A 26,308-nucleotide genomic window follows, 5' to 3' on the forward strand; every position below is an offset into this window, starting at 1 on the left:
CATCATTCAAACTTACAGACTTAACGAAACAAAACCACATGGGTAAGAAGAAGAAAGTAAAAGAGCTCGAATCCTTCATGCTGAATTTCCTTCGTAAGAACAGCTCTTACGAAGTGCCGGAAGAACTTTTGCTGCAAACAGCGCAGCACACCGGCGGACAGGTTAAAGCGCTGAAAAGGGCGCTGAACCGCTTAATTGATTCAGGTGCGGTACTTCGCAATGCCAAAGGCGAGCTCAGCCTTGCCAAAGGTGGCGCGGCACAGGCTGCCAAATCAGAAGGGCTTGCGGGCCGCATTTCCGTGAACCGGCACGGTACCGGCTTTGTTTCGCTGGAAGGCTACGAAGAAGACGTTCGGATTCCTTCCAAAAAGCTGGGGGTTGCCCTTGATCGGGATATCGTTCGGATTCGCCTGCAGGGTGCAAACCGCAGCGGACGTACCGAAGGCAAAGTGCTGGATGTAGTTGAGCGCGGTAAAAAATATTACGTGGGAACACTTGCGCGCGAAAACAAGCATGCATGGGTCATTGAACCGGACGAAAAGTCGGCCCACACCACTTTCTTCGTGCAGCCGGAAAATACCGGTGGCGGTCAGTCGGGTGACAAAGTTATTTTTAAACTTCTGGACTGGGTGCACCCGCGCTCGCTGCCCGAAGCGGTAGTGACGGAAGTGCTTGGCGCCAAGGGCACCAATAAGGCGGAAGTACTCTCCATTCTGGCTGAAAACGACATGATCAGTTCTTTCACGCCGGAAGTTGAAGCCTGGTGTGATCAGATTCCGCTTTTCCCCGGCGAAGATGAAATCGCACGCCGCCGCGACATACGCGATATGCTGGTTTTCACCATCGATCCCGAAGACGCGAAAGATTTTGATGACGCCCTGAGCATATCAAAACTGGATAACGGCAACTATTACCTTGGGGTGCACATTGCTGATGTAACCTACTACCTGCACCCCAAAACAGTGCTCGACGACGCAGCCCACGAACGCGCCACAAGCGTGTACCTGGTTGACCGGGTGATTCCCATGCTGCCCGAAAAGCTGAGTAACGGCGTATGCAGCCTTCGGCCAAACGAAGATAAAATGACGTACAGCTGTTTTATGGAAGTTACGCCTGATGGCGAAGTGCGGGATTATCAGATTGAAGAAACCGCAACCCATTCCAAATTCCGCCTCACCTACGAAGAAGCGCAGGAGATTATTGAAGGCAAAAATCATCCTGAACTCAGCGGCCCGATGGAAATGCTGGTAAAGCTGACCGACCGCCTGACCGAGAAAAGATTTCAGGAGAACGCCATTGATTTCGAATCGCCTGAGCCGCGTTTTGTGCTCGACAAAACGGGTAAGCCTGTTGATGTCATCATCAAAAAAAGATTCAAAGCACACCGCCTGATTGAAGAATGCATGTTGCTGGCAAACCGGACCGTTGCCGAACATGTAGATCAGCTGCGCCAAAAATCCGGCAAAAAAATCACGCAGGATACCTTCCCCTTCTTTTACCGGATTCATGCCGAACCTGATACCGAGCGGCTGCAGCAGGTTGCGGATCACGTTCGACCCGCGGGCATAAAGTTCGACGTCCGCAAGGGCAAAGTCGACGCTAAGTCCATCAACAACGTGCTCGAACAGGTGAAAGGCAAAAGCATTGAGTATACGGTCAATGATTTATTGCTGCGGTCCATGGCCAAAGCGGAGTATTCACCAAAAAATATCGGACATTTCGGGCTTGGGTTTAGTCATTACGCCCATTTTACGAGTCCTATAAGAAGATATCCTGATGTGCTCGTGCACAGGTTGCTGAAAAGTTACACGGCCGGTTTGCCGTCATACAATTTTAAAAACCTTCTCACTTACGGCGAACACTGCAGCGAGCGGGAACGGGCCGCGGTAACAGCCGAGCGCGATTCCATCAAATTGAAGCAGGTCGAGTATCTCTCCACCCGGATCGGGCAGGAATTCGATGGCGTGGTAAGCGGCGTGACCGAGCGCGGTATTTACGTGCTCCTCAAGGATATTTACTGTGAAGGCATGGTCGGCATGTCAGACCTCGATGATGACTTCTATATTTATGACAAACGTCGTCACTGCCTCACCGGCCGCCGCAAGGGACGAACCTATATGCTCGGGAATGAGTTAAAGGTACGTGTCGTAAATACCAACCTGGAACTACGTCAAATTGATTTTGAACTCGCATAAACGGACTATCAGGCGTAGTCCGGACCAGGCTTACATGATGTTACCCTAATCTTTCTTACGTTTAGCATACACTTACCCCATCTGATTCTATGCAAACCGCACTCCAACGATTCCTTCCTGTTGCGCTGATACTGTTACTCGGTGCAGAAATGCTTCAGGCGCAGGCGTTTAACTTTGGCAAGAACCGCGTGCAGTACGAAACCTTCGACTGGCGGATTATTCAGTCGGATCACTTCGATATCTACTACTACGATTCGCGGAACTACCTCCTTGCTGAGTTTACGGCCCATAGTCTCGAAGCTTCCTATCAGCAGCTTGCGGTTGACTTTAACCATCAGATCAATGAGCGGATCAGGGTTATCATTTATGATTCGCACGCCTCCTTCTCACAGACCAATGTAGTGCAGCTGCCGGTAAACGCGCAGGGGATAGGCGGGGTGACAGATTTGTTCAAGAACCGGATCACCATGCCGTTTATGGCGGATTACGGGCAGTATCGCCGCGTTTTACAGCATGAGCTTGTGCATGCTATGGTGAATGACGCCTTTTACGGCGGCAACATAAACGCTTTGCTTGCTGAAGGCCGCCGGGTTTTCCCGCTTTGGGCGGAAGAAGGCCTTGCGGAATGGGTATCACAGGGGTGGGATACCGAAACCGATATGTGGCTGCGGGACGCAACCATCAACAACTACCTGCCGCCCCTGCAGTTTTTGGGCGGTTTTTTTGCCTACCGCGGCGGACAGGGTTTCTGGGATTTCATCGTGCAGGAATACGGTCGTGAGAAAATCGCGGAAGTTTTCGACCGCATGAAACTGAACCGCAACTTTGAGCTGAGCATGCGGCAGTCAACCGGTCTGACGATTGAAGAACTCAGTGAGCGCTGGAAAGACTGGCTGCAGCGGAAATATTTCCCGGAAGTAACCGACCGCGAAAACCTGCGCAATATCGGCACCAACATCACCCGCCGTGAATTCCGGGGAAGCTTCAACACAAGCCCGGCTCTCTCCCCGCAAGGCGACCGAATCGCGATGATAACCAACCGGCGCGGCTTTTTTGATGTGGTTGTGATTGACGCAAATACCGGAAACCTGATCAAAACACTGGTGCGTGGTGAAGACAATGTGGATTTTGAAGAGCTCAACATCCTTCAGCCCAACCTCTCCTGGTCACCGGACGGGCAGCGCATAGCCCTTTCAACCACAACCCGCGGTCGCAACGATATTGCTATTGTAGAGTACGAAACCGGACGCATACAAAAGATTTTGTTCCCAACGCTTAACTCCATTCGCTCAGTCGCATGGTCGCCAGACGGAAAACGGCTTGCCTTTCAGGGAACCGAAGGCTCTTTCATCAACATCTATGTGTATGAGCTCGAAACCGGCGATTTCGTGAACCTCACGAATGATGTTTTCAGCGACAGCGATCCCGCCTGGAGCAACGATTCGGAGTCCGTACTTTTTGCGTCGGACCGCGGCGGCAGGGTTGACCTTGGCGTGCACCGCGAGAATTATTTCATGCTGGCAAACCCTAACCTGCACCAAACCGACATTTATAAAGTCAGGGTTGGAGACGACCGCGCAACCCGGCTGACCAACACGCCGACCTGGAACGAGAGCAGCCCGCAAATGACCAATGATGGCAGGGTAGTGTATGTGTCGGATCAGAACGGGATCAACAACGTTTACGTCATGAACCTGCAAACCCGCGTGTCCCGACCGGCAACGGATCTGATTACCGGCGTTATGCAGCTTTCCATCACCCCGGATGGTTCGAAGGCTGCGGTTAACAGTATTAATGAAGGCTTCCTTGATATTTTCGTCATCAACAATCCGCTGGAGCGCATTAAATCCGGAAACCTGCGGCCCAATCAGTGGGCGCAGCGCCGTGCCCGTGAAATGGAAGAGCAGCGGGTGCCGGCCGTTGGGTTTTCGCGGAATATTTTTGTGAGTGAGTTTCGGGATGATGGCTTTGTGGCCGATCTTCCGCAGGAAGAAGTTGAAGTAATTGTGGAGCAGCCGGAAGAGCGCGAAGAAACCCGTCGCTCAGACGTCATTGACTTCCGCAATTATCAGTTTATGGATGATCTGGAAGAAGAATTCGCCGATACAGAGCGGGATGATCTCTTCCGCCTGACCGATAACCGCACGGAAGACGGGCTCTTTATCCCCAAAGATTTCCGCCTGCAGTTTTCGCCTGACTTTGCGCAGGGGTCGGCCGGGGGAACCATTGGCTCACAGTTTGGTGCCTTTTCATTCCTGCAGGCTTCTGTGAGTGATGTGCTCGGGTATCACCGCCTTACGTTTGCGGGCAACCTTGTCTTCGACCTGCGGAATGCCAGCTACTTTGTGCAGTACGCCTATTTGAGAAACCGTACCAACTACTTTGCGAGCTTTGTCCACAACGGATTTGCATTCCAGACCTTTGGCGGTCAGCTTGTCCGGTACCGCATTTATTCCGGAGATTTTGGGATTTCGTACCCCCTCAACCGATTTGAGCGCCTGGAATTTTCGCAGGCATTTATCGGCCTCTCAAGGGATTTGAGCAGCATTCAGATCGGGACGCAGTCAACCCTCGAGCGGGACTTCATCCTGTATCCGCAGGCACGCTACGTGCGCGATGTAACCATCCCCGGATTTTTGTCGCCTCAGAAAGGGCACAGGCTCGCCATTGAGTTTTCAGGTGGTCTGCCCGTTTCTGACGCCTTTCTCGGTTTCGCCTCCCTCACAGGTGATGTGCGGCAGTATATCAGCCTTGGTCCCCGCTACACCATCGCACTGCGCGGCTCGGGCGGTGCCTCGTTCGGACCCGATCCCCAAAACTTCCTCCTTGGCGGGGTTTCCAACTGGATCAACTTCAGGCAGGATCAGCGCCTGACCGCGGAAAATCTCGCGAACGTATTCTTCACCCTTCCTGCGCTGCCCATGCGGGGCTGGAACCTGAATGCAGGCATAGGTGACAAGTTTGCCCTTGCCAACGCGGAATTCCGCTTCCCCCTTGTCGCCGCGCTTATACCGGGACCGCTGCCCTTATTCCCGCTTTTCAATATTCAGGGATCAGCCTTTGTGGATGTCGGCGGTACCTGGACCGGCTCTGATTTCAACGACCTACTCGTAGGTACCGGATTTGGACTGCGCACCATCCTGTTCGGCCTGCCCTTCCGCTACGACATCGCATGGCCCTACTCCGAGGACATCTTCGACGGCTTCGGCTCCCGCGTACACTACTTCAGCATAGGCCTGGATTTCTAAGCCGGCATTGTTCACATTGAAAAGGGTTTTTATAACCTAAATATGAGTTTAAATTTGTCTTAGCTTAAAACACCAATAGCCTTAAATCTGGGTGTAGTATAAAAACTGCACACCGGGCGTAGCGATTTCCACGAAGTTCACCGAGCGTAGCGATTCCCGCGCAGCGAAATTTGCCCGCTGGCTATTCTGAATCTAAAAAACTCAGCGAAGGTCGCGGATCACGTATTCGGGTTGCGCTGAACGGGGTTCGGGCTGTATTCCATCGCCCGCATCCGCAAAAAGAAACAGACAAAGGTGCGCTGAAGTCTGTTCGGAGATTTTTGAAGGAAGCCGGAATTACACCCTCTAAATTATAGCAATTATGTTAACCTATAAAGGATATCACGGGAAGGTCCTGTTCGATGAAGACAGCGGTCTTTTGCATGGTGAGGTCGTTTACCTGCGCGATGTAATTACGTTTCAGGGCAAAAGCACTGATGAAATTAAGCAGGCTTTTCACGATTCTGTTGATGATTATCTCGAGTTCTGCAGTCAGCGGAATGAAGAACCGGATAAGCCTTTTTCCGGACGACTGATGCTGCGACTTCCATCAGATACCCATCGGAAGGTGTATGTTCGGGCAAAAAAAGAAGGAAAAAGCCTGAATGAGTACATCACTGAAAAGCTATCCCTGGAAAATTGAAGAGCTCGGATTACTGGCAGCTATCTGTTTTCGGGCTCAACTTTCGCACACTGTAATTGCGTGAATAATCAGCTTAAAGTTAGAACAAGTCTAACCTTTAGTGAGAAATCCCCAGAAGATTATCTATATCATCTTTCTCAATACGAGTGAATAGACCTCTTTTGTACTGTGCTTTACTTACTTCAATTTTTTCAACAAAGCCCAACTCATAGATATGCTCTTCATGGATTTCATAGGGTATATTGAACGCTTTCATGAATTTCAGTAAAGCTTTTTTTTGAGCGTGATTCTTTGGTTTTGTGATGTATTTTGTGGTCGACTTCATTTAAAATATTGATTTTGAATTGCTGACTGTTTATCACAACGAATGCAAAAAAGATAAGATAAATGGAAAGCATTCAAACAGAAGCTGAAACAAAAAACGCGTTACACAACGCGTTTTTTGTTTCATAGCAACAGATCAGGAAGCGTACGGATCTACAACTCCTTAATCGCCCTCACAAGGTCTTCCAGCGTGCCTTTGGCGTCGCCGAAGTACATGTAGGTGTTTTCGTTGTAGAACAGATCATTTTCGATGCCCGCGTAACCGGTGTTCATGCTGCGTTTAAAGACAACGACCTGTTTGGCTTCATCCACATTGAGGATGGGCATGCCGTAGAGCGGGCTCTCCGGGTTGGTGCGTGCCTGCGGGTTTACGACATCATTTGCGCCAATTACGAGTACGACATCCGTGCGGAAAAATTCATCGTTGATTTCTTCCATGTCGTAGAGCTGCGAGTAGGGGACGTTGGCCTCGGCGAGGAGCACGTTCATGTGTCCGGGCATGCGGCCCGCGACGGGATGAATGCCGTAGCGAACATCAACGCCTTTTTTCTGAAGCAAATCGGCGACTTCCCGGATAACGTGCTGCGCCTGCGCGACCGCGAGTCCGTAGCCCGGCACGACAACGACGCGCTTGGCGTAGGCCGTCATCACCGAAACATCTGCGGACTGCACCTCGCGAATGGTTTTGTCACCTGTATCGCCTGCAGCACCCGCAGCGCCTGAGCCGCCGAATCTTGCAAAGAGAACGCTTGTGAGCTTGCGGTTCATGGACTTACACATGATGTCGGTCAGAATCAAACCCGCTGCACCAACGAGCGCACCGCTGACAATCAGCAGGTTGTTGTCAATCACAAAACCAGCAAAAGATGCCGCAATTCCGGAAAGGGAGTTGAGCAGCGAAATCACAACCGGCATATCCGCGCCACCAATGCGGATTACGAACAATACGCCGAGCAAAAGGGAAATGCCGCTGATCAGTAAAATCGGGGCAACTTCCAGCGGCTGCAATATCAGCCAGCCGATGCCGACTATGGCGACCAGCAGCAGAATCTGATTCAGGGCATTCTGCAACGGAAACAGAATGGCATTGCCCTTAATGAAGCCGTTCAGCTTGCCGAAAGCAACAAGGCTTCCGGTGAAGGTTACCGCGCCAATGAGAACGCTCAGTCCCATGATGAAGAGATCAGCGCCCGGCAGCGCCGTGTCGGTTACGCGGAACCATGCGCCGAGGGCGACGAGGGCGGAGGCAATACCGCCGAACCCGTTGAAGACCGCAACCAGCTCCGGCATTTTGGTCATCTCCACTTTTTTGGCCGCTGCCGCACCGAGCAGCGAACCGACCACAATGCCGGCAAGGATGTATTCAAAGGCAATAATTTCGCGGTCGAGCAGGGTCACAATCACCCCGAGCAACATCCCCAGCGAAGCCAGCTGATTCCCGGAACGGGCCGTCGCCGGAGAGCTGAGGCGCTTCAGGCCGAGGATGAAGAGAATGATGGCCGCGAGGTAGGCAAGCGCAATAAAATTGGGAATAAAGTCTTCCATCAGGCTTCATCCCCCTTTTTCTTTTTGAACATCTCGAGCATGCGGTCGGTCACCATGAAGCCGCCTACAACATTGATGGTCGCAAACACGATGGCAAAAAAGCCGATGATGGTCGCTGCGGTGCCGGAGGAAGAGCCCGCAATGGCGAGCGCCCCGATCAGGGTGATGCCGGAGATGGCGTTGGCCCCGCTCATGAGCGGGGTGTGCAGGGTTGTGGGGACTTTCGAGATGACCTCAAACCCCACAAAACAGGCTAAAACGAAAATGAAAAGGTTGAAAATCAGGCTTTCCATAGCGGAATTAAAAGTTGGATAAAATAAAAAGGGGATGCGTTCAGGCGTCGGCGTTGAGGCCAAGCTGTGCGCGAACGAAGGGGCTTACGACTTCACCTGCATGGGTGACCGTGCTGCCTTTCACGATTTCATCTTCGAAATCAAGGGTCAGTTTGCCTTCTTTGATGATGAGCTCTAACAGGTTGTTCAGGTTGCGCGCATAGAGCTGACTCGCATGCAGCGGGAGGGCTGCGGTGATGTTGGTCGGACCGAAAATGCGAACGTTGTGGACTTCTGTGACTTCATCCGCTTTGGTGAGCTCGCAGTTGCCGCCCTGTTCGGCAGCAAGATCGACGATGACCGCGCCCGGCTTCATGCCTTCGACCGCGGAAGCCCGAACCAGCACGGGCGCTTTCTTACCGGGGATGAGCGCTGTTGTTATGACGAGATCCGACTGCTTCACCCGCTCCTGAATGGCTTCTTCCTGCAGCTTTTTACTTGCTTCGGAAAGTTCCTTCGCGTACCCGCCGGCAGTTTCTGCCTGCTGATCTTCTTCGGCGAGGGGCACATCCACGAAAGTTGCGCCGAGGCTTTCCACCTGTTCTTTCACAGAAGCACGCACATCGAAGGCTTCGACGACTGCCCCGAGGCGCTTCGCTGTTGCGATGGCCTGCAAACCCGCAACGCCTGCGCCGAGCACGAGCACTTTCGCCGGGGCAATGGTGCCGGCGGCGGTCATCATCATGGGCATGTATTTGGCAAGGGCGTCCGCGCCGATGAGCACAGCTTTGTAGCCCGCAATCGAGCCCATGGATGAAAGCGCGTCCATTTTCTGAGCGCGCGAAATGCGGGGCACCGACTCCATACCCAGCGAAGTAATGCCCGATTTGAGCAAGGCTTCAACCGTATCGCGGTTTTGGGCGGGCCACAGGAATCCGGCGAAAACGGCGCCGGATTTCATCCGCTTGATTTCATCGGGTGTCGGGCGGTTGACTTTCAGGATGATGTCAGCGCCTTCAATGGCATTATCGGTAATGACGCAGCCAGCTTCTTTGTAAGCCTCATCCGTAAAGAAAGAGGCGAGTCCGGCAGATTTTTCAATCCGCACCTCCAGTCCTTTATCGACCCACTTTTGGGCCGTTTCGGGGTTAAATGCTACCCTCGTTTCCCCGGGTCTTGTTTCTTTTGGTATTCCGATTATCACGATAGATTCGCGAACTCCGTTTTATTGCTTTAAAAAGTAAAGCAAATGGTGAATGGGTTAGTAGAATTTATTTTCAGCTGAATTAACATCTCCAAAACACGAACAGATTTCAGCCGGATAAGCATTTCAAAATACAGCTTTTATTTGGGATTTGCAGATGTGATCAGGATGCGCAAAACGGCAACTCATTAATATTCAGTCTATTAGATGGCGTGGTACTCATTTAGAAGCGCTTTTCAGGCTTTCAAAGTCAGCGGACAATGGATGTCTTACTAACAGGCTCAGTCGTAGTATTGAGCAAAGTTACCCGGGCAAGGCTTCCAAAAAGTAAGGCGCCCGTCTTAGGTTTAGGATGCCCTGATCTTCCACGAAAGACCGTGATGTTCACGGAGTTTCCCCTAAAAATTAAAAAAGCGCGATGTGCCAAACAGGCCGGGTTCAGGCTGAACCATTTTGTCATACATTCTTGTTTAAACAATTATTCGAACACTAACCCGCATTATTCACATTGGAAAGAGTTTAATTCCCTAAATGGTAGTTAAAATTTAGCTTAGTGAAAAGCTTAAGTTGCTCAAATTTGGGTGCGATTCAGACGCTGCGAAATTTCCTCGCTGGCGGCGTTGAAACTGAAAACTCATGCTCAGGGTACTTAGGTACCCTTCCGCTGAGTTTTCAGCTTCGCCTTGCCAGCAATAAAATTTCTTGGTGAATAATGCGGGCTAAACCCAAAACTAAAAATCAGGAGAAGCATGTCAACAACAATGAAAGCTGCCTTTTATGAGCAATTCGGGACGCCGGAAGAGAAGCCGGTCAGGATTGGCGAACTGCCGAAACCAACGGCAGGGGAGGGCGAAATTTTGATTCGGGTGAAGGCTGCCGGCGTAAATCCCGTTGATGCCTACACCGTGCGCGGGATGCTGAAGGACGCCATTCCGTGCAGGTTTCCGCTGATTCCCGGCTGGGATGTCGCGGGGGTTGTCGAGGAAACGGGGCACGCAGCCCGTCGTTTCAAAAAGGGGGATGAGGTGTATGCCTACGCGCGGCGCCCGGAAATTCAGCACGGCACCTTCGCGGAGTATATCAGTCTGCCGGAGGCGTACGTCGCCAAACGACCTGAAACGTTGAGCTGGGAAGAAGCCGGCGGCATTCCGCTGGTAGCGCTCACGGCCTGGCAGTCCCTGTTTGATGCCGGCAAGCTCGAAGCTGGTCAGACCGTGCTGATTATCGGGGCTTCCGGTGGCGTCGGTTCGGTCGCGGTGCAGCTTGCCAAAAACGCGGGCGCGAAGGTCATCGCCGTTGCAAGCGAGCCCAATCACGGATTCCTGAAAGAACTCGGTGCCGACAGCTGCATTGATTACACCATCGACGATGTAGCCGGTGCCGTCAAAGATGCCGCTGCCGGACCGCTTGATCTTATCTATGATTGTTCGCGCGGCGACGTGCTGTCCAAAACGCACGATTTGCTCAAGGAAGGCGGGCATTTGATTTCAATCACGAACAGCAAACCGGAGCGCCGGGATGATGTGAACTTTCAGTACGTGTTTGTAGAGCCGAACGCGCCGCAGCTTGATCAGCTTGCTGCCCTTGCTGATGCGGGCAAACTGAAGATTCACGTATCCAAAACCTACCCGCTCGATCAGGCCGCCGACGCCCTGCGCGATATCGAAAGCCTGCACACCAAAGGTAAAATTGTGATTCGTATCTGACTGAGTCCATCCCTGAAGCGATGGCAGTACAAAGGCGGCTTTTTTCAGGCAAAATAGCCGGAAAAGGCCGCCTTTTTTTGTTCATCGCCCATTGGCACAGGTCTGCGAGGTCTGCAACGGACAGGGATGTTTGTGCCGGGTTTTATTTTTTTGGGTGAAATTTCGAGAACATCACGGTCTTTCGTGGTGGCTTGGGAAATCCCAAATCGAAGACAGGTCCCTTGCTTTTTGGGATGCAAGTTCACAGGCCTGGGGCTAAGGTGAATGTAGTGGTTCATCCTGCCTTCCGTTTTGCGGAGATTCAAAACGGTGCCGGACTGTTGAGCCGCAGCAACTTACCCGTTTTCGGATGCCTTATGACGAGCCCGCTGCAGTGCAGCATTACGCGGGCTGCTTCGGGGCCGCCGTAGGTCGTGTCGCCCAGAATCGGGTGACCCATCGCGGCAAGCTGTGCCCGGATTTGGTGGTAGCGTCCGGTTTCCAGCGAAATGCGCAGGAGGCTTGTGTTTGGGTGCTCGCCGGATTTTTGGGAAGATGATTCGGAAGGGGGACTTGGCTCAGTCGTGTAGTGGAGGATGGCGGTTTTGCTGTTCCGGGTTTTACGCGGCAGGATTACGGCTTTTCGGGCGAGGTCGTCTTTTTCGAGCTCGTGCGTGAGGGTTGCAGCTGCGGGTTCCGGCGTACCGGTGACCCGCAAATGGTAGATTTTTTCAACCCGTCGTTCCGCGAAATCTGCGTTCAGCTGTTTGAGGATGGAGGGCTTCTTCGCCATCACAACGAGCCCGCTCGTGACTTTGTCAAGACGATGAACAACGCCCGGCCCCGTTTTGATGTGGATGCCGTGTCCGCAGTGATCAGCCACGAAATCCTGCAGGCTGCGCTCGCTGAAAGGGTTGAACTCAACCGGCATACCGGCAGGCTTGCTGAGGACGATCAGATCGGCGTCTTCGTGTATGATTTCGGGCAGCGGCGTGAACAATGGTGAAGGGATTTATGATGTAAGAAAAAAAGATGACCGCTGGACTGTTACTGACATACCCTGATAAGGTATCAGCTTCATCCGGCTTAGTACATCCTGCGTACAACAAGCCCGGTAACCGATGGCGACCATAAATAAGGGTTTGTGGGCTTGTACTTTACAATCAGTTTTTGTGTTCAAGGATAGAAGCTTTGGTGTGAATCCATGCTTCTTTGAGCGTCTCTATCATCGGCGTAATTTCTTCTGAAGCCTGTGTTTCAGCCTTCGTTTCTATTTCAGCTGCAATGGCGGCGAGCGCGTCAAAATTCATAGACCGGGCTATGCCATGAATGGAATGTGCCGTCAGTTTGATGGCCGTCTTATTATCGTCGTGCAGGGCTTTTTCCAGCGTATCTGTTTTTGCCGGAAGTTCGCTCAGGGCTTCATTCAGCAATTTCTGCATGACAGTTGTGTTCCCGCCGAGATAGTCGAGCAGGGCATTATATCTGAAAATATCGTGATCATCTGTTGGGGTTTCTGAAGCCTTCGTTTTGCCGGTGCTTTGGTCCGTAAGGTAGCCGGAGAGCACATCGCTTATTTTTTGGGCGTCAAAAGGCTTTGTTAGAAACGCGTCCATGCCGGCTGCGAGGCACTTTTGTTTTTCGTGTTTCAGCGCGCCGGCCGTTAATGCTATAATGGGTGTATGGGAATGCGTGTTACTTTCTAAAGCCCTTATTTTTTTGGTCACTTCAATACCATCCATTTCCGGCATGTGAATGTCCATGAAAATTACGGCCGGGGAAACAGTCTTATATTTTTCTAATGCTTCCAATCCGTCTTTTGCTTCAAAAAGCTCACTGTTAGGCAGAATCTGAGACAGAATGGTCTTGCTGAGGATCATATTCAGGGTATTGTCCTCGGCGATCAGGATTTTGATCTTCTCGTCAGAAACCCTGTTGTCCTCCGTAATTTTGGCTTGCTGCGGCGGCGTTATGGTTGATTCAGCATCTATGCCGGAGAGATATTGAAAAAGGTCATTGCTATGGATGGGTTTATTTAAGATGGCAATGTTTTCTGTGTCACTGAACGCTTCCCTTAAGTTTGAAAGATCAGAAGAATAGTGCAGTAGAATAAAGGGAAGCTTTCGCATGACATCTTTTTGCTTGTCCTGCAAAAGACGCCTTGTCTGCAGGCCATCAATATGGGGCATATCATAATCGCAAATGATAACATCAAAATGCTGATTCGTCTCGAATTTTTGCAGCGCTTCAAAGGCATTGTGCGCCACTTCTGTTTCAATGCCCCATTGCGCGAGCATTGTTTCGAGCACATCGCTGGCAGGCTTGTTATCGTCAATAATCAAACATCGCTTGACGCCGTCTATGGAGGTATTGGCTCTTTCTTCGTCTTCGAAATCCGTTACAAGTTCAAAATAGAAAGTGCTTCCGGCACCGGGGGAGCTTTCGATCTCAATGTTAGCCCCCATTTGATCCGTGATCAGCTGGGAAATGACGAGTCCGAGGCCGGTTCCTCCAAATGTGCGGGTTGTAGAGGTATCCGCCTGTGAGAAGGATTTAAACAGTTTTTCTTTTTGCGCCTCAGAGATACCGATGCCGGTATCACGGATGGAAAGGAAAAGTTTACCCTGTTTGCCGGGAAGCGCTTCATACAAAGCCTTCAGCTCTATTTCTCCTTCTTTGGTGAACTTCACGGCGTTACCCAGGAGATTTGCCAAAACCTGCTTCAGACGAATGCCGTCAAGCTTCGCATAGCGGGGCATTGATGGGTCGATATTCAGAATTAGTTCAAGATTTTTTTCTGAGGCGGGAAACTTGACGATATCTATACTGTTTTGCAACAGCTCAATCACATCCGTTTTTATCTCCTCGAGCTCGAGCATACCGGCCTCTATTTTAGAGAAATCAAGGATGTCGTTGATAATGCCAAGAAGTGTACGACCTGAAATATTTGCACTGTCAGCATATTGCTGTTGCACCGCATTTAGCGGCGTTTTGGCAAGTAAGTCTGTAAATCCAATTACACCATTCAGGGGTGTGCGTATTTCGTGGCTCATATTGGCCAGGAACTCAGATTTAGCTTTGCTTGCGGCTTCGGCCTGTTTTTTTGCTTCAATGAGGTTTTGTTCCAGCCTGATTTTTGAGATCCCGTCTGCAATGATGTTTGCAATGGAAGTTAAGCTGCCGATCGTATCTTCGTCCCAATCAGCCGTTTTCCCGGAATATGCGACGCCCAAAGCACCGGCCGCTTCACCCTTGATGTCAAAGCGAATGAAGGCAACAGACCTGATTCCAAGTTCAAGTAATTCGAGCTTCTCATTTTTAAAGGCTTCCGGCAGCGCATTCACATCGCTTACCTGCAGTGCATGCTGTTCGCTCAGTTTTTGTGTAAATCCCGGAAACTTGTCAAGGGGAGTTTGCTGAATCCGGTGTTTCACAGACGGAATACCGGGTTTACACCAGTCATGCTTAAGGGTAACAAGCCCCTTAGCCGCGTCAATCTGAAACAGTAAGCATAGGTCGGTTTTAAAAAAGCCTGCGCATTTTTCCAATGCGGTATGTATGGTGTGATCCGTATCTGACACCGTTGCCTTAACGAGGGCGCCCGTAATTTCAGTAGTGAGCTTTCTGAAGCGGTTTTGTTTTTCGATTTTCAGCGCGGCGAGTTTTTTTTCTGTGATATCCTGAAATATCCCCGATATGCTGACACATTGTCCCTTTTCCATTATCGGTTCGGCAATGGTGCGTACCCATTTTTCTTTTCCGGTTGAGGTGACAATGATAAGCTCAAGGTCATAACCTTTGCCTTCCCGCAGGGTTTCAGTGAAGGCTTCCGTTATTCGGGTTTGGGTTTTACCTTCCTTGTAGAATTGAATCCCGGATTTCGGGTCAGGCTCATAATCATAAGGCATTTCGTGTATGTCGTAGGTGACCTGAGTCCAGCTTAGCTTTTCATTTAAAACATCATAGTCCCAGCCCCCAACCCGGGCTGTCTGACCTACGCTCTGCAACAGGTTTTTCTGGTTTTCCAGCTCCTGTGCTGCGCGCTTTTGTTCGGTTATATCTTTAATATTAGCAAAATAGCTGAGCGTATTGCCATTTACATCCTTAAGGGTGCCTGAGGATAACAGAACCGGAAACCGCTGCCCGTTTTTCTTTTGAAGAATAAGTTCAAATACACTTTCATCACCGGTAATGGCCTGCTGAAATGCCTTATTGAGGTTTTCCTGTTCTTCTGCGGGCCTATAGGGGTAGGGCGCGGTTTGTCCAATGAGCTCATCTTCCGAAAAGCCCGTCATTTCGCAAAAGGCTTTGTTTACACCTATCTGCTTGCCTTCCGTATCAACTACTGAAAAGCCGTCGGCCATATTTTCAAGAAGCTGCTTTGAAAAGGATTGTTCCCGGATGATGGATTCTTTAGCCTCTTCCTCTTCGGTAATATCTCTTAACATCCCGATCAGCCGCACAACCTTGCCGTCTTCTATGATGGGATAGCCGGAGGAGCGAACCCATCGCAGGTTGTTTTTTGCGGTTATAAACTTGCATTTGACATCAAACGGGATTTGTTGCTCAACACTATCAGATATAGCCCCGGTAAGCACGGATCTGTAATCCGGGTGGAAAAAATCTATGGCGTTTGACATGTTGTGGTCAAAATCACTTTCCACCTCATGAATCTTATACACTTCATCCGTCCAAAAAGTAGTATTGTTCACAACATCAATTTCCCATGCACCCATTTTGGCTATGCGTTGCGCTGCCTCCAACAGGATGGAGGTGCGATTTAACTGCTCCTGCGATTTCTTCCTGTCAGTTATATCCTGCGCAACGCCTCTTAAGCCAATAATGGTATTGTTTACATCCCTAACGACTTCCACTCTCACCCAGGTCCACATTTTTTCCCCGTTTGGCAAGATATTGTTGACCTCTAACTCGTAGGGTCTGCCCGTTTCAAGCGTCTGCTGGACGGCTGCGGAGAGCTCTTCGGCGCTTTGTTTGGTAAATTGTTCATCGAATTTGTCAGGGGAGGGTGGGGGTAATGCAGGATCAAGTCCATAGATATGGTAGAGCTCATCTGACCAAAGCACTTCCTGAGACTGAAAATTGTATTCCCAGGTTCCGATTTTTGCAATTCGCTGCGCTTGCTCAAGAAGACCCGTTTTTTTCAGGAGCGCTATTTCCTTCTCTTTTAAACGGGTGATATCCTGATGTGCCCCCAGCATTCGGACGGGCTTGCCCTGCTTATCCCTTATGGCCAATCCCCGGCACCTGATCCATACGGTTGACCCGTTTTTGTGCTTGTAGCGCACCGTCTGATCGTAGGGGTGTTCGGGGTTTTCACAATGCTGTTTTAAATTTTCTGCAGCTTCACGCAAATCATCAGGGTGAATGATATCCTGCCATGCTGAGGATTTATGCGGCATCTCGCGATAGTCATATCCCAGTACAGCCCAGAACCTGGGGTTCATCCATTCTTCTTCAGGCCGCTCCAAATCCCAATACCACAACCCGTCGAGGGAAGACTCCTGAATGAAGTCAAAAATGGACTCATCTGCTTTGATGAGCTCATAAAGTTCTTTTTTTAGATAACTCATTCCGTAAAGTTGTTTGTCCAATTCATGGTACCTAATACATGAAATACATCAAAAAAATCTGATGTCAATGGCTTAATTCATATGTCGGGTAGTATGGCAACTTTGAAGCCAAAAACAGAAGTCAGCCTTAAGAGTCATAAACCTGATGATAAAGCATGAATTTGAGCACAAGCATGTAAGCAAATGACCCTCACGGTGTTGCAGTCAAACAAAGCTTATTAATATTTAAAATAGTCAAACAGAATAATATTTCAGCATTATTTTTCTGGACTGATGAAATGAATTCAGTCAACGTGTACAGGTAGCAGTCTTCTCAGTCGCATTATTTTAGGAAGCTATCTGCAATTCAGATTATAAATTATTCTGTCACAATTAGATAGACTTATATACGCCTTATTTTGCTGTTTCGTTCCTGAGCAGTCTCTTTCAATGAGGGTTCTGAAAAAACCGCTTACGGACCATCTGTTAGGGTGCTGTTTAACGGGAATGAGCGCTCAGTGCATTGTAAACTTCTGCTGTTGCCATAGAATGAATTAGCGAGTATTGCCGGCAGGTATATTGTAAAGAAGATTTTAGCAGCAGCGGTAAGATTTGCTCATTTTTTCCGGGGTTTTCTTTCCCCCCCCCCACTATTGTTACAACCTGAGTTTGTTATTTCCCCCCCTTACTGCGTTCATACCTCACCAGTTCCTGTATGTCTTCAGGCAAAGAGGAGATTGGTACGAGCATACCGTCGATCATCACAATATCATTCAAAGGGTTGGAATCTTCCATGTGCCCCGTCGAGAACTCAGGGTCAAAGTGTTTTAATTTCAGCATTTTCCTGATCTGTGAAGCTTTGGTCGTTACCGTCGTGTTTTTGGTCCCGAAGTGTTCATGGATGATGCCGGGCGGGATGTAGGGCTCAAAGGATTTATCAAAAAGAAAATTGATCGAACCAATCGTGTACACTACGCAAGCGGCCCATATTTCAGGCTTACCTCTCTGAAAGGGCACATCCCGCTTTCGTCCCAGTTTTTTGATGAGTTTGTCGCAAAGATGTGCATACTCCTCATTGATATGTTCATGGCAGAATTCGGCCGTCATATCGCACAGTTGCTGTTCGATGCGCTTGATCTCTTCTTTGGTCATGTTTCGGTCCTTAAGCTTAGGTTGCGTTTTAGGTTAACAAGTCAAACCCGCTAAAACCACTGTCAGGCCGGACTATTACCGGCCCCCTCTTTCCAGTTCACCCGCGCAATCAGAATATACAGCCCTGCAATCACCAGCGGAATGCTTAGGAGCTGACCCATGCCGACAATCCACTCAACCGCAAAATCGGCCTGTTCTACCTTGGTGATTTCCACAAGGAAACGGGCTGCAAAGAGAACGGTCAGGAACACGCCGAGCAGGGCGCCGGCAGGAGGAGTATGCTTCCAGTATTTGTACATGCCCCAAAGGATGACGAACAGTACGAGGCCAACACCTGCTTCATAGAGCATGGAAGGATGACGCGGCAGCATGTCAACGCGCTCAAAAATGACGGCCCAGGGCACATCGGTCGGCAGGCCGTAAATCTCGGAATTGAAGAAATTGCCCATGCGCACAAACACGCCACCTATGGCGAAGGGGATGGTCATGCGGTCGAGTACCCACACATAGGTGATGTGCGGACGACGGCTCACGTACAGCCACATCGCCAGAATGTTGCCGATAAACGCGCCGTGACTCGCAAGGCCGCCTTTCCAGACCATCAGGATTTCGGCAGGGTTGCTGAAATAGTAGGCCGGGTTGTAGAACAGCACTTCCCCAAGGCGCGCGCCTGCGATGGTGCCCACAAACAAATACATGAGCAGGGCGTCGGCGTCTTCCTGTTTGAAGCCCGCATGACGAAACATGGTTGAGCCTAAAAAGTAGCCAAGGATAAACGCCAGCGCGAAACCGAAGCCATACCAGCGCATTTCGATGGGCCCGATTTGACCAATTCCGGGGGAGGGGATGACCGCAAAAATAAGCTGACCGAGCAGCAGTGCGCCAATCCATAAGCCCGCGACATGTGTGCCGGGAATAAGCGATTTCTGCGGTTCCTGCTTATCGCGCCGACGCGCACGGCGCTTGTCCGGCTGCGGATTAAATTTTTCGTCCAGCTTCTGATACCCGAACCAAATCAGCGCAGCTGCCAGAAGCAGGCCGAAAATGCTGATCTCGAAAGGCAAATCAAGCACGCCGCTGCGGAACATAACCGGGTCGCCGTGCCACACAAAATGAGAATCGCTAAGGGATTGCTGCATGAAAAAAGAAAAAGGAGTTTAGAAAATTAGCGGGACCAGCTCGATCCGGTGGGATGATCTTTTACGGTGATGCCGAGTGCGGTGAGCTTGTCGCGGATCTGATCGGCAACCGCCCAGTTTTTGGACTGACGGGCTTCCCGGCGCAGTTGCAGAATCAGCTCCATCAGGCCATCGACGGTTTCGGAATCGGAGCCGGAAGCTTCGCTCAGGTCCGGCAGGATGCCAAGCACCTCATCGAGGAAGCGGGTCGTCCAGCTCAGAAATGTATCGAGGTTGACCGGAATCTTACCGCTGTTGCAGGCCGCCCGCGCAGCCTTGATGCGCGTAAAAAGCCGCGCGACCGCCTGTGCTGTGTTGAAATCGTCGTTCATGGCCTGTTCTGTTTCGGACTGAATCTCAGCCAGGGGCAGCGCATCGCCTGTTTTGTTCGTTTGGGATGCAGCTTTGTGCAGGTCAATGAGGTAGGTGCGCAGGTTCGCAAACCCATTCTCCGCCGCCTGCAATGCGCCCTCACTGAAATCCGTCGTGCTCCGGTAATGGCTCTGCAGCAGGAAAAAGCGGATGACCTGCGGATCCCAGGCGCGGCTCAGCAGCTTGTGACTGCCATCATAAAACTGCCGCAGCGAAATCGCATTGCCGAGAGATTTGCCCATTTTCTGACCTTCGAGCGTCACCATATTGTTGTGCATCCAGTAGCGCACAAAGGGATGCGGATGCTCTGTGCCGTGGGCACATGTGCTCTGCGCAATCTCGCACTCATGGTGCGGAAACTGATTCTCGAGACCGCCTCCGTGAATGTCAAAATTCTCACCCAGATACTTCGTGCTCATGGCCGAGCATTCGATGTGCCAGCCGGGGTAGCCCACCCCCCAGGGGGAGGGCCACTTCATCAGGTGCGAGTCATCGGCCTTCTTCCACAGCGCAAAGTCCGCCGGGTGCCGCTTGTCGCCCGCCGTCGCAACCCGCGTGCCGGACTCCGCCTCATCCAGCCGGCGTCCGCTCAGCTGACCATAGTTGGGGTCGGAGGTCACATCAAAATAAACATTGCCGTTGGCTTCGTAGGCGTGCCCCTTGGCAATCAGGGTCTCGATCATCGCAATCTGCTCGGGAATGTGCCCGCTCGCCCGCGGCGTAATATCCGGGCGAAGCAAACCGAGGCGGTCCATATCTTCGAAATAGCGGTTGGTGTATTTCTCGGCCACTTCCATCGGCTCCAGCCGCTCCAGCCGGCTCTGCTTCGCCAGCTTGTCTTCCCCCTCATCGGCATCATCGGTCAGGTGACCCACATCCGTGATATTCTGCACATATCGCACTTTTAACCCCAGATAGCGCAGGTAGCGCACCACCACATCGAAGGTTGTATAACTCTTGGCATGCCCCAGATGCGCATCGCCGTACACGGTCGGACCGCACACATACATGCCCACAAAACCGGGCGTTTGCGGCTCAAAAAGCTCTTTTGTTCGGGTGAGGGTATTAAAAATATAAATCGGTTGCTGTGACATGCGGCTGCAAAAATGCGGTAATAAATAAGGATGAACGGTTTTCAGTCAAGCTTGTAAAATACGAAAAGCAACGCACCTATCGAAGCACAAACCGCTTTCATGCCCGGCTTATCAGCCCGCTTAACAATTCCATATTTTTACTCCACACAACGGCACCGTAGTCCCGCAGGCTCTGTTTATGCGGGGGGATGCGTGCTGAGTCAGCACCACTAACGGATACTTATACTACTTAAGGCAGCGCAGACCTATGTAGCAGCTTTCAGAGGCAAAACGCCCGCAGGCACTCGCAAAGCTGAGCCAGGCATGGAAATCGCCCGAGAAGATATCCTGTAAGGGATTTTTTTAGTTGCCGTGCTGTCGAACCCCGGCACCAGAATTGAAGAAAAGCTACCCGGTTTCCGGCTTTAGCAGGGTGATCATCACGCGGTCAGAAAAGTGCTGTTATTGGACGACTTATTCGGAGATAAGCCAGCTTAAATCAAGCTGCCCTGTAGGATGAAGCAGTACAAAAACAAGGGAAGTAATCGTACGCGAGCTTGACGAAACCAGTGCCTTCGGGTAATCCATCCTGAGGTCGGGCCGAATAGCCGTTAACGCAGGGCTGTAATTGCGGCGGTGTGCAAAATCATGGAATGGGTTTCCAACCGGCATTTCCGCGAAGTCGGACCGCAGCATGATTCAGAGCTGCCTTAGCAGAGGTGAAATGAGGCTCAGCCGCGCACACGCAACCTGCTCCGCCGGGGTTATTTCATGCCGGTATTGCTCCGGTTTGGTGCGCACACAGGGTTTGCCAAGCCGGCTGCTGAAAACCAGATTTGCACGGGAGTCTTCCGGCTGCTCAAAAATACTATTTTTATATTCGTGCCCTGCTGCTTTCGAAATTCAGGATTTGGGGATTGAAAACATGCTCAACGTTCAGGATAAGCATCGGTCTGAGACCTCACTAATTGAGACTTCTACTTTCCGGGAAGATGCTGTTTTTTTGTCTGCTCAAAAATGAGACATAAACAAGTCAAAAATTATTCAAAGTCAGTTCAAAGACAGGTAAAAAATGTCTTTGATACGTCTTTGACCTGTGTTTGATTTGTATTTATAGCGAATCAAAGAGGCGGATGTATCAGGTTCAGCTGCAGAGTTCAAAATCCTTAAACAAAAAGAAGGATAAAAAAAATATCAGGTTCGGGTCGTAGTTGGGTCAAGGTCGGGTCATGCTTTGCAGAGCCTGCTGTATGGGTTCGGGTAAACAGGGGCGGCTCCGCTTGGGTACAAATGCATACCCGAAGGATACCAAAGCGAAACAAGAAGGTGATCTACACAGAGTTCAGTGAGGTTAAGGGTGCACTTGCCACAGAATCGGTACACATTCTCATTTGTCAAAAAAAAATTAAAGGATTACGCCTGGAAGTATGCCTGATAATTATTGCTCATATCACGATTTTTTGTAAAAAAGGACTGCTTGATAGCTCACTTATGATCAGGCTGATGGGTGATTCGTCCCAAGAGAAAAAAAGACAGCTGAGAATTCTGCGTGTATGGTTTTCAAGCTCGAAATAATTTTGCGGTCAATTCGGAGGAGTACCTTCTTCTTTTTTTTGAACCGTAATTTGGGCGCTAATGTGGGTCAGTCCTAAAAATTACCTTGTGGAAGTAGGTCGGTCTGCCTTATATTGGCTGACTAATTAAAAAAGAGTGTGTTCTTTATTTTGTTGCCTTATTCGTTGCTATCGCAATCTTTTTGCTGTTTGAAGGATAGATCGATTAAGATCAAGTACTTCAAAAATAAGTGCCAAAAAGCACAATTTTTGAGCGAAAAAGCTCCAAAAGCAGCCTGCGCAACAGGCATCAAAAAAAAGTAGTTTAGTGCAATGCCGCTGTGGTGGAATTGGTAGACACGTTGGACTTAAAATCCAATGGAGCTTAAAACTCCGTACCGGTTCGAGTCCGGTCAGCGGTACAGAAAGCCCTGTAAGTCATTGATTTGCAGGGCTTTTTTTGTGGCAGGTACAAATAAGGGGGGCGGGTGGTGATGGAATATTTTATCGGTTTGCCAAGCGCATCATCCTACTGCAGACGCTACACCCGTTATGAACTCCGGACTTTAACCCAAAAAGGCCGACGCTCCCGGTGGAGGTCAGCCTTTTTTGGTGTAAGAGGGTTGTTCGTTTTGCGCTTTAGCGGAGCAAGCTTATCAGAAGCGGTAGCCTACAGATACGCCGGGGATGAAGGCGTTGGTCTGGAACTTGCCGATGGGCACGACGGAAGGGGTGCCTTCAGCGGAAGCGTTTTGTATGTTTTGTTCCCGCTCGAAAGAGGTGATGAAGAGGAGGGAGGCGTTTAGGTCGAGGTTTTCAATCAGCTCGAAGCCCAGACCCGCGGTGATGCCGTAGCGGTGTACATCAGGGGTTTCGGGGGTAATGAAGCCGCGGGATACGGGCGACTGATCAATATAGGTGCCAAGACGGAGCTGCAGGCGGCTTGTTGCATCGTATTCTGCACCAACGCGCAGGGAGAAGGAATCGCGGAAATTACGCGGCTCATCAGAATCCTGCAGGGCAGGGGTGTTGGTTTCGAAATCGAAGGCGAGGCTTTCGTAAGCGCTCCAGAACGTCAGGTTGAAATCAATGGCAAGCCGCATGACGTCAGAGGCGCGGATACCGGTACCAATGCTGAGTACGGCAGGCAGCGGCAGGCTTGCATCAAAGGTATTGCCTTCCGGAAACAGCTGCTGAGCCGCAGCTTCGGGTACGGTTTCGGGCAGGGTGAAGATCGCGTCGCCGCCGTCAAGGTCCATGTTAATTCTTGAGCGGTACGACACACCTACGCTAAACGCGCTATTGTGCTGATAATAAACCCCTACGTTGTAGCCAAAAGCGGTCGTTGTGCCGTCAAGCTCAATTTCAAGGGGTACCGGATTCGGGATACCCAGCTGACTCAGGTCAATATCCGGGTTGCGCTGCAGGTTGACCGATCCGATCGCATAAATAAGGCCTGCACCTACGCTGAGGCGCTCGCTGAGCTGATAGCTCACGGTAGGCTGTATGTAAATTGCGGAAAGGGAAATGTTGGTGAGCAGACCGCGGTAGAGCCAGTTATCGTCCCATTCAATAGAGTTGCCGTATGGGGTGTACACGCCGAGTCCGGCTTTGAGTCCGTTCAGCCCGGTGTCGAATCCGGCATAGACGGAAAACGGGGTGCGGACATTGCGAATCGTTTTTTCTTCGATTTCACCCGGCAGTACCGGCAGCAGGTCCGGACCGGTGCGGAAGGTTGTGTTGAGGAAGGTTGCGCTTGTTCCAAACAGCAGGCCGTTGCCGTCCACAAAGGACATCCCGCCGGGATTCATGGAAATGGTCGCATAATCGAGGGCAAGTCCGGTTCCGGTGTGGGCCATCCCGATTTGGCGCTGCCCAAACAGGTTGAGCTGATAGCCTCCGGCAAAGAGTTCAGATGCCGAAAAACAGGTGAGAAGGATGATAAGCGAAAAGGATTTGAGAGTCGTTTTCATGAGCTGCTCCGTTATCAAATATTTTTTTACAGAAGCATGCCCGGTCATTTTGCGGGTAGCGTTATGTTTTAGAAGCTTCCCGCTTGCGTTCAGGCGTTGAAGCCGTACCTGCAAAAAACCGGGTACAACGCCTTTTTTTTGGGGCTGTTCGGAGGTTTGAAGGATGGATACGGATTCATAAGTCGATTAGCCGGGCCGTCTGTTTAGTGAAGGTTAAGGTATAAAGCGTAGGTTTGCGGAAGGTTTACCATCTAACCGGAAGGGCTTTGCTTGCCCCGACGGATTCAGAATCGAAAGCTGCCGTGTTAAAATGATTCTTTATTCTCAGGCAAATCAGGTCGCATTGCATACCGGATGAGCCCTGCAAAAACTTAGATTTTTGCTATGCTTAAAGGTAAGAAACACGGCCTTGCGGGTAAACGGTAGGGGTTTTAAAAGATGTTTCCATATTCAAATATGTTACTTAGATTTTAACATTTCGCAGTGTGACCCAATGTATATATAAGCGGGAATTTGCTTAGGATGGTTACAGCCCTAATCTTTATTAGCCGGATTTTCTAACACATCATTCGGGTGAAAACCTGTTCATCTCGAAACCCGCGCATCATGCCATTCAATGGAAAACGGTTTGTCGGTTTCAAAAGCGGAGGCCTGTTTTACCCACGTATTCTCCTGCCAAATCCGCGTGTAGCCTTGCTCGAGGGCGATGTTGGGATTCAGTTCGCGCAGTCTCGCGTTGAGCTTTTCATACTGGGAGCGGGCTTTGAGCAGCCGCATTTCGGTAAGCGAGAGGCTGCGGCTGGAAAGATGGGCTACCTGTGCATGATGGCGCTTCAGCTTGTCCAAAACCGCATGAAGCGCATGCGTTCTGCCGAGTGCCTGCACGTGATTTTTGAGCCGGTCAATCCGCTGTGTGATGGTGCGGTGCAGTTTTTCATGCTGCATATCAAGGGTGAAGCGCAGATCATTGATGTCCGGCACGAGCAGGGCAACAGCCTGAGTTGGGGTAGCAGCCCGAAGGTCTGCTACAAAATCAGCGATCGTAAAATCGGTTTCGTGCCCCACCGCGCTCACCGTCGGTATCGGGCTTGCGAACAGTGCCCGCGCCACGGCTTCCTCGTTAAATGGCCACAAATCCTCCAGTGAACCGCCGCCACGGGTTATAATCAGGATATCCACGTTGCCGCGCGTACTGAACCATTCGATCCCGCGCACAATTTCGCCCGCGGCCTGTACCCCCTGCACGGCCGCATGATGCACCATTAGGGTCACCAGCGGGTATCGTTTTTGGAAGGTGGAAATGATATCCTGCAGGGCAGCTCCCTGCGCGGAGGTCACAATGCCAATACGCCGTGGCAACCGCGGCATCTTTTTTTTGTGGGAGGGATGAAAAAGTCCTTCCGCTTGTAATTTCTGCTTGAGCTGTTCAAAAGCCTGCTGAAGCGCGCCAAGCCCGGCCTGTTTGGCCGACCTCACAATGAACTGATACCGCCCGTGCGGCGCATATACCTGCACATCCCCGGTAAGGGTCACCAATTGCCCGTGCGCGAGCCGGAACCCCAGTCGCTGCACCGTGGAGCGCCACATCACGCACGGCAGCTGCGCCTTATCGTCCTTCAGCGTAAAATAAACATGACCTGCCGAGCTTTGCTGCGGCTTGCTCACCTCACCCTCAACCTGCGTATCCTGAAAGGAAGCTTCCAGCAAATCTTTGATGAGCATCGTAAGTTCAGAAACGCCCGGTACCTTGGGGGCGGGCTGAGAAAACAAATCAGGAGCTTGCATAGCAGGCAGTTGAAATCAGTGTGATAGAATTAAGATTGATGCCGAAAATAGGCAAATTGCTGCGGATTTTTCGAACGCGGATTTACTTGGTACGCTTAGCAACACGGAAAAACACCAACCGCTCGGATCAGCGCAATAAATAATACCCACAACCTTACCATAGCCATGAAAGGGCGACATCCCAAAGCCCGGGGTGCCAACCCCGGGACTGCGGCCCAACAAGATCGGAGCCCTGTAAGGGCGGCATAACATCGGGAGTTTGTTTAGCATGCCATCTTCGAACCCTACATGCGCTTTTCGGATATAGCTGGTAATTTGCGACCGAAGTCATATCCACCTTGCTCCTTCCTTTCACAGCCAATCAGCTTGCACCGAAATCCACAGGCTTCGACCACCACTCCCACACCCCGGCCCGGTGGCATTGGGGCTTTGAAAGGGATTGGATGCTGTTCGGGCTTCATGGCCATTTAAACGCTTCTACCGGGGCCACCCCTCTC

Annotated in this window: 16 protein-coding genes, 1 tRNA gene and 1 pseudogene; 6 read left to right on the plus strand and 12 right to left on the minus strand. The window is 50.8% G+C overall.

Translation table 11 applies throughout. The features are described from left to right. Positions 1–38: 38 nt before the first annotated feature. The 4 genes and pseudogenes from rnr to CYPRO_RS08490 all read left to right on the plus strand — a co-directional run bounded on the left by rnr (position 39) and on the right by CYPRO_RS08490 (position 6,125). Positions 39–2,195 (plus strand): ribonuclease R, encoded by a 2,157-nt coding sequence (rnr, locus tag CYPRO_RS08475; RefSeq protein WP_114984206.1) that lies wholly within the window; start codon positions 39–41, stop codon positions 2,193–2,195. An 89-nt stretch (positions 2,196–2,284) separates the two neighbouring features. Beyond that, positions 2,285–5,443, plus strand: a complete 3,159-nt coding sequence (locus CYPRO_RS08480) for a PD40 domain-containing protein (protein ID WP_114984207.1) — start codon at positions 2,285–2,287, stop codon at positions 5,441–5,443. Between the two features lie 197 nt (positions 5,444–5,640). Continuing rightward, positions 5,641–5,799, plus strand: a pseudogene (locus CYPRO_RS16995) (type II toxin-antitoxin system HicA family toxin); the annotation flags it as partial. Positions 5,800–5,804: 5 nt separating this feature from the next. After that, positions 5,805–6,125, plus strand: a complete 321-nt coding sequence (locus CYPRO_RS08490; protein WP_114984209.1) for a type II toxin-antitoxin system HicB family antitoxin — start codon at positions 5,805–5,807, stop codon at positions 6,123–6,125. Between the two features lie 97 nt (positions 6,126–6,222). On the opposite strand, the gene CYPRO_RS08495 is transcribed toward CYPRO_RS08490, so the two are convergent. The 4 genes from CYPRO_RS08495 to CYPRO_RS08510 form a co-directional block, all read right to left on the minus strand. After that, positions 6,223–6,450 (minus strand): DUF2683 family protein, encoded by a 228-nt coding sequence (locus CYPRO_RS08495; RefSeq protein ID WP_114984210.1) that lies wholly within the window; start codon positions 6,448–6,450, stop codon positions 6,223–6,225. A 152-nt stretch (positions 6,451–6,602) separates the two neighbouring features. Next, positions 6,603–7,994 (minus strand): NAD(P)(+) transhydrogenase (Re/Si-specific) subunit beta, encoded by a 1,392-nt coding sequence (locus CYPRO_RS08500; protein ID WP_114984211.1) that lies wholly within the window; start codon positions 7,992–7,994, stop codon positions 6,603–6,605. After that, positions 7,994–8,287 (minus strand): NAD(P) transhydrogenase subunit alpha, encoded by a 294-nt coding sequence (locus CYPRO_RS08505; protein ID WP_114984212.1) that lies wholly within the window; start codon positions 8,285–8,287, stop codon positions 7,994–7,996. Before CYPRO_RS08505 ends, CYPRO_RS08500 begins: the two co-directional genes overlap by 1 nt. A gap of 40 nt (positions 8,288–8,327) precedes the next feature. Further along, positions 8,328–9,470: a Re/Si-specific NAD(P)(+) transhydrogenase subunit alpha gene (locus CYPRO_RS08510; protein WP_114984213.1), complete on the minus strand. Its 1,143-nt coding sequence runs from the start codon at positions 9,468–9,470 to the stop codon at positions 8,328–8,330. A 749-nt stretch (positions 9,471–10,219) separates the two neighbouring features. Between CYPRO_RS08510 and CYPRO_RS08515 the strand changes: the two genes are divergently transcribed. Then, entirely contained in the window at positions 10,220–11,176 is a 957-nt protein-coding gene (locus tag CYPRO_RS08515; RefSeq protein WP_114984214.1) for an NADP-dependent oxidoreductase, read from the plus strand. Positions 11,177–11,477: 301 nt separating this feature from the next. On the opposite strand, the gene CYPRO_RS08525 is transcribed toward CYPRO_RS08515, so the two are convergent. The 6 genes from CYPRO_RS08525 to CYPRO_RS08550 all read right to left on the minus strand — a co-directional run bounded on the left by CYPRO_RS08525 (position 11,478) and on the right by CYPRO_RS08550 (position 21,196). Continuing rightward, a complete protein-coding gene (locus tag CYPRO_RS08525; protein ID WP_114984216.1) occupies positions 11,478–12,155 on the minus strand; it encodes an RluA family pseudouridine synthase in 678 nt (225 codons plus the stop codon). Between the two features lie 163 nt (positions 12,156–12,318). Continuing rightward, positions 12,319–16,746 carry a PAS domain-containing hybrid sensor histidine kinase/response regulator gene (locus tag CYPRO_RS08530; RefSeq protein ID WP_114984217.1) on the minus strand — a complete coding sequence of 1,476 codons (4,428 nt, stop codon included), beginning with the start codon at positions 16,744–16,746 and terminating at the stop codon, positions 12,319–12,321. A gap of 651 nt (positions 16,747–17,397) precedes the next feature. Beyond that, positions 17,398–17,877, minus strand: a complete 480-nt coding sequence (locus CYPRO_RS08535) for a DUF6398 domain-containing protein (protein ID WP_114984218.1) — start codon at positions 17,875–17,877, stop codon at positions 17,398–17,400. 62 nt (positions 17,878–17,939) lie between these two features. After that, entirely contained in the window at positions 17,940–19,016 is a 1,077-nt protein-coding gene (gene lgt, locus CYPRO_RS08540; protein WP_240644711.1) for a prolipoprotein diacylglyceryl transferase, read from the minus strand. A gap of 26 nt (positions 19,017–19,042) precedes the next feature. Then, positions 19,043–20,521, minus strand: a complete 1,479-nt coding sequence (gene cysS / locus CYPRO_RS08545) for a cysteine--tRNA ligase (RefSeq protein ID WP_114984219.1) — start codon at positions 20,519–20,521, stop codon at positions 19,043–19,045. Between the two features lie 453 nt (positions 20,522–20,974). After that, the gene (locus tag CYPRO_RS08550; protein ID WP_114984220.1) at positions 20,975–21,196 is read right to left on the minus strand and encodes a hypothetical protein; all 222 of its coding nucleotides are present in this window, start codon (positions 21,194–21,196) and stop codon (positions 20,975–20,977) included. 1,192 nt (positions 21,197–22,388) lie between these two features. Between CYPRO_RS08550 and CYPRO_RS08560 the strand changes: the two genes are divergently transcribed. Next, positions 22,389–22,475: transfer RNA gene (locus CYPRO_RS08560), tRNA-Leu, on the plus strand. A gap of 234 nt (positions 22,476–22,709) precedes the next feature. Here CYPRO_RS08560 and CYPRO_RS08565 read toward each other — a convergent pair. Then, the gene (locus CYPRO_RS08565; RefSeq protein WP_164682651.1) at positions 22,710–24,026 is read right to left on the minus strand and encodes an OmpP1/FadL family transporter; all 1,317 of its coding nucleotides are present in this window, start codon (positions 24,024–24,026) and stop codon (positions 22,710–22,712) included. Positions 24,027–24,611: 585 nt separating this feature from the next. After that, complete coding sequence (xseA, locus tag CYPRO_RS08570; protein ID WP_114984223.1) at positions 24,612–25,811, minus strand: exodeoxyribonuclease VII large subunit; 1,200 nt, start codon at positions 25,809–25,811, stop codon at positions 24,612–24,614. Positions 25,812–26,308 lie beyond the last annotated feature (497 nt).

The organism is Cyclonatronum proteinivorum (assembly GCF_003353065.1).
GTDB classification, from domain to species: Bacteria; Bacteroidota; Rhodothermia; order Balneolales; family Cyclonatronaceae; genus Cyclonatronum; species Cyclonatronum proteinivorum.